General features: G+C 63.2%; 4 protein-coding genes. 2 read left to right on the plus strand and 2 right to left on the minus strand.

The genetic code is table 11. The features are described from left to right. Nucleotides 1-143 precede the first annotated feature (143 nt). Both KVY23_RS24585 and KVY23_RS24590 read left to right on the plus strand, forming a co-directional pair. Complete coding sequence (locus KVY23_RS24585) at nt 144-1,097, plus strand: ferritin-like domain-containing protein (protein WP_230558514.1); 954 nt, start codon at nt 144-146, stop codon at nt 1,095-1,097. A 238-nt stretch (nt 1,098-1,335) separates the two neighbouring features. Next, nucleotides 1,336-3,540 (plus strand): EAL domain-containing protein, encoded by a 2,205-nt coding sequence (locus tag KVY23_RS24590; RefSeq protein ID WP_230558515.1) that lies wholly within the window; start codon nt 1,336-1,338, stop codon nt 3,538-3,540. On the opposite strand, the gene KVY23_RS24595 is transcribed toward KVY23_RS24590, so the two are convergent. Together KVY23_RS24595 and KVY23_RS24600 are read right to left on the minus strand one after the other, a co-directional pair. Continuing rightward, nucleotides 3,532-4,170, minus strand: a complete 639-nt coding sequence (locus KVY23_RS24595) for a GyrI-like domain-containing protein (RefSeq protein ID WP_230558516.1) — start codon at nt 4,168-4,170, stop codon at nt 3,532-3,534. The two genes, KVY23_RS24590 and KVY23_RS24595, sit on opposite strands and share 9 nt — an antisense overlap. Before the next feature lie 26 nt (nt 4,171-4,196). Next, nucleotides 4,197-5,105: a universal stress protein gene (locus tag KVY23_RS24600; RefSeq protein WP_230558517.1), complete on the minus strand. Its 909-nt coding sequence runs from the start codon at nt 5,103-5,105 to the stop codon at nt 4,197-4,199. Between the last annotated feature and the right edge of the window lie 225 nt (nt 5,106-5,330).

The raw sequence follows: 5,330 nt of genomic DNA on the forward strand, positions 1-5,330 counted from the left end.
GAAAGACCCAGTGGAACAACCCGGCACGAGAGGTCGGACGATCACCCACGCCCGCACTCCACTCGAAGCCGCACAACCAAACTCACAGCGACGCCATCAGTTGATCGGTGCATTCGGGCTTATATGGAACCGAGGAGCGCATGATGACTTCGTCCACTCTGCTCGCACAGTTGCGGGCCATACTTCAGCTGACCAACACAGAGATCCAGGTAGCCGAAACCAGAATCGCACAGGCGCGTACAGAAGCTGTGCGCAAGGAGCTCACCCAGAACGCAGCCAACGGCCGGGAGCGGGCCGAGACGCTCGAGCAGACCCTGCGTGATCTGGGCGGCTTCCCCGATGTCGTCGGTCCGCTGGTCGGCCGCACGCTCGCCATGTTCAAGGTACTGGTCGAGCAAGCTCAGCCGTTCGACGAGGCACTGCTCGGAGATCTCGCCCTCGAGCAGCAGTTGCTCGGGCGTTCCAAGTATGTGAAGGCACTCGCCACGGCCGCGAACGAGCTCACGGTGGTCACACTGGCCGATCGGCTGATCAAGGCGCACAGCGCAACCGTCGAATGGCTCGAAACCGTCCTTGCCGAGGAAGCACTCGGTGGTCCGGTTGCTCTGCGACGGACACCGTTGCAGGCCGCTGCCGGTAGCGCGGTCAAATTGGTCAATGCGCCCGCCACCTGGTCCGCACGAGGACTGGACCGTGCGGTCGACGCTGCGCGCACCACGCCGAACAGGCTGAACGAGCTGCTCGGACGTGGAGCACACGTCGGTGATGTCGCCGCCAGGACGCTGAGCGCGAGCCGCGATGCGGCGCTCGAGGCGGCCGAAGAGGTCACCCGCGAGGACGGCGCCGATACCGCTGCCGACGCCATTCACGCCGTCCGCGCCGCCGGCGGGATTCTCGATGCAAGCGAACTGCCCGTCGATGACTACGACACGCTGAACGTGTCCGAGTCCGTGGCGGCGATCAAAGAATTGACCGACCCGAGTGATGTGCGGACCATCATGGCGTTCGAAGAGGCTCACAAGAACCGCCACGGGGTGGTCTCGGCGACTCAGACACGCCTGGCAGCAATCGCCAAAGATGTCATCGCCGTCGACTGACTTCTCAGGGCAACAACGGTGAGTTGTGGCAGCACAGAGACTGCGGCCCGTGCCTTGCGCGGGCCGCAGTTGCCGGCCGTTCTGTGGACTTTTCTGCTCTGGCCTGACAGATCGCATGGTTTTGTAACGTTCTTGCGAGAATGGACGACGTCAGGCACGACGTCACACGAACGTGACGGCCCCCCTTTTTGGATGGAGCACGCGGTCGCTCGACCGCGCAAGACTGGACGGATGGCCCATGCCCGACTCGGCAGATGACCCCGTGATCTTGCGCGCCGTGCTCGACCTGGCCCCTGACATGGTGTCGCTGTCCCAGTTCTCTGGAGTAGTCGAGTACGTCAACCCCGCGGGGCTCGAGCTGGTCGGATTAACCGAATCGTATCGATCGCTACCGTTGACGACGGCGGACTTCTTCACCGCCGATGGTCTCGACGTGGCACCGGAGGTAGAAGCCGGACTGAGCCGATACGGTCAGTGGCGGGGGCACTCCGAGCTGCGGCACTTCGGCACCGATGAAGCCATACCTGTGGCGGTGTCCACCTTCGTCGTCCATCGTGACAACGGCGAGCCTGCGCTCATCGCATCGGTGATCAGAGACAGGCGCTGTGGCCACCGCCGTGATGCCGAGCTGCAAGCCACGGCGGTGTCCGCCACCCACTACGCGGCCGAGCAGAAGGCACTAGCGGAGTTGAGCAGACTGGCCGTCGACGCCGAGTTGCCACAACTTCTCGACGCCGCTGTCGCTGCTGCAGCAACCCTCACCGGTGTGGAGACGGCGTCGATCGTCCGATACAGCGGATCGGCGAGCGCTGAGCTGTCCATCGAGTCCTGCACGCGAGCGGGCGCGTCCACACAGGCCACTACCCCCGGCGACATGGCAATTGCCGCGTACGCGATCGAGGGGGGCGCGACGGTGGTGTGCGCTGATATCGACGTCGAATCCCGTTTCGACACCTCCGCCATGGCCGCACACGGCTTCCACAGCGGTTTGGCGGTACCGGTGGTGGCGGCAACTGGGGCCTGGGGTGCCCTGATGGTGCACAGTCGTCAGGCCCGCGAGTACTCCGAGCGCGAAGTCTCTTTTCTGGATGCCGTCGCCAGTGTGTTGTCGACCGCATTGCGACGCATCGAATTGGATCAGCAGTTGATTCGGCGCAGTCTGCACGATGCGCTGACCGGCTTGCCGAATCGCACCCTGGCGTACACACGTATCGACGAGGCACTCGCACGCGCGCGTGACACCTCGGGTGCGGTTGCGCTACTACTGCTCGACATCGATGATTTCAAGATAATCAACGACAGTCTCGGGCACGACACCGGGGACCGCGCACTCGTCCGCTTCGCACACCGCCTCTGCTCCGCGACACGTGCCGGCGATACGGTCGCCCGTCTCGGGGGCGACGAGTTCCTCATCATCTGCGAAGGCGTCGACAGCGTCACTCACGCGGAAGAGTTGGCGCACCACATCACCACCAGCATTGCCGCGCCATTCTCCTCCATCAGCGCCCCGGTTCCACTCAGTGCCAGCATCGGCATCGCCGTATCGGAATCCACAACGACAAGACGGGAGCTCATTCATCGCGCCGACCTCGCGATGTATCGAGCCAAGGAGAACGGAACTGGCGGTCACGCGGTTTTCGACACAGGCGATCTCTACGACGCCGATCGTATTCGTTCGCTGTCGATCGATCTCAGGTCGGCGCTGACTCGAGGCGAGTTGACTCTGCACTATCAGCCCCTCGTCGACATCGCGACGGACAGGATCGTCGCCGTCGAAGCACTGGCGCGGTGGACGCATCCGGTCCACGGGGAAATCGCACCGGCCGAGTTCGTCGCCATCGCCGAGAGAACCGGTTTGGCAACGGAACTCGGGGCCTGGGCGCTTCGAACCGCCTGCACGTGCGCATCTGCTTGGCGTCGCTTCGCCGAAATCACGATCCGAGTGAACGTCAGCGCACTTGAACTACGCAATCCTGCCTTCCCCCGCCACGTTGCGGCCATTCTCGCCGAGACCGGCCTTCCAGCCAGTGCACTGGGGCTCGAAATCACCGAAACCATGTGGGTGTCCGACACCGCACGTGTGGCCGACACCTTGACCGAACTCCATGCCATGGGAGTTGCGCTCCTCCTCGACGATCTGGGCAAGGGCCACAGCTCGATCTCCTACCTCGACCGCTATCCCATGTTCGAGTGCTTCAAGATCGACAAGTCTTACATCGCCGCGCTTCCGTGCCGCCGCTCGCAAGCCATCGTCACCGCAATCGTGGCGCTGGCCAAAGCATTCGACGTTCTCGTCGTCGGTGAAGGCGTCGAGACCCAGGAGCAACTCGACGCGCTGGTATCGGCGGGATGCGACCTCGCACAGGGCTACCTGCTGGGCCGGCCCGTCGACGCTGCCGCCACCGGCGAACTGCTCAGATCGATCGCGGTCCATTCACAGTGATAGCGGCGCACCCGATGCTGCCTGCACCGGCTGGCGCAGAATGGTCCGAAGTTTCGACGGTTCCACGCGGCGTGCGTCGCTGAGGTAGATCTCGTGGTGCTTCCCGGTCATCTCGAGCCCGTTGTCCGGGATGAAGCGCTCGTGCAGCTCAGCCAGCACCGTTTCCTCTTCGGCGTACGGCCCGACGTGCAGTCTCTGCACGCATCGACCTTCGATCAGTGTCTCCAGGCGAACCAGGTCGAGGCTCACCGGGCGCCTCTTCGTTCGCACCGCCGCGACGGCTGCATCGAACATCGAGCGATCGATCCAGTCGGGAACCATGATCATGGCAGTCCACCGCCACTGCGACTTGTCTCGATTCGTGGTGAAGACGTCCATATCGGTTGCCCACCACAGAGCTTCGAGAGGCGTGACGACGTAGTCTTTGCCGAGACTCGTCTTGCTGGCCGTCTTGAGTGCGTAGGCAACTGGATACAACGAGGCGATCGCGTCGGTGTACTCCTGCGCCGAATTCGGATCACCGTGACCGTCGACCATCAGGTACTGCAGTGGCGGGACGTCGACGATGGAGAATCGGTCACGCTTTGCCGCGTAGGAGTCGAGCGACTTCTTGAAATCGGTCTTGCTCATTGGCTCGTTCCCTGATTCGGGTGCGACTAGTGAACCACCAGAACCGGGCACTCGGCATGGTGGACCAGATTGTGACTGACCGACCCCAGCAGCAGACCGGCCACGCGCCCATGCCCTCGGCTACCCACCACCAGAATCTGGGCGGTGGCCGAGAGTGCCCGGAGTTCACGAGCGGCGGACGCACCCACCGACAAGGCCTCGACCGCAACCGACGGGTAGTCCGCCCGATAGGGCTCGACGATGTTCTGCAACCATTTGCGCTCTGCCTCCCGCAGGTGCTGCCAATCGATCGATGTTCCGTAGTCGAGCTCGTCGGTTTCGTGGACTGCGCCGATGTGTACCGCCAGAAGCTCGACCTCCAGCACGTTGGCGAGTTCGAACGCCGCAGCCAGGGCACGTTTCGAATGCTCCGAACCGTCGACGCCGACCACGACCGGTCGTGCCTCGCCCGGACTGTCTTCTCGCTTGGGTCGCCAGACGAGAACTGGGCACGTTGCAGCGTTGACCATTGTTATCGTCGAATTGCCGAACACCACGTCGCGGAGGGGTCCGGACTCACCGCCGCCCACGATCAACATCGTCGCATGCTCTGCTGCCTTCTCTGCCAACCGAGCTGGAGACAGTTCGGAGACGGAGGTGCTCGGCTCTGTGTCGGGGTCGGCCTCACGCACGAGACGAGTCGCGTCATCGAGATGCTGCTGGCCCCGCTGCCGGATCTGCGATGGGTAATCGCTCGTCTCGAGTGATGCCGCCATGGCAGCGCTCCAGCCGGAGGTGGGCATGGTGTAGACGAGGTCCAGCTGCGCGCCGGTCTTGTGTGCCAGCGCCGCCGACCAACTCACCACACCGCTGTCGGTGGGAGAGCCGTCGATGACGACGGTGAAATGCGCGCCACGGGTGAGTAGTCCGGTCTTGTTGTTCATTGTGCCCTTCACGTCGCGTCGATCGATCGGTCGAACCTTCACATCCCATCGCGGATGCAGGCCTTGGCACAGGGTATTTCGACCCCAATCGCGCGATCAGCACCACCCTAGCCGCAATACCGTTTACTTAGAATGACAAGGGTGTTATTCTTGAGTCATGCCGCGTGTGGGATGGGTGAAACCGGATGATTCTCAGCGGTTGACGGACCATATTTCGTTGGGTGTGTTGACGCGGGT

This window comes from Rhodococcus sp. I2R (assembly GCF_020889545.1).
In the GTDB taxonomy this organism is placed as follows: Bacteria; Actinomycetota; Actinomycetes; order Mycobacteriales; family Mycobacteriaceae; genus Rhodococcoides.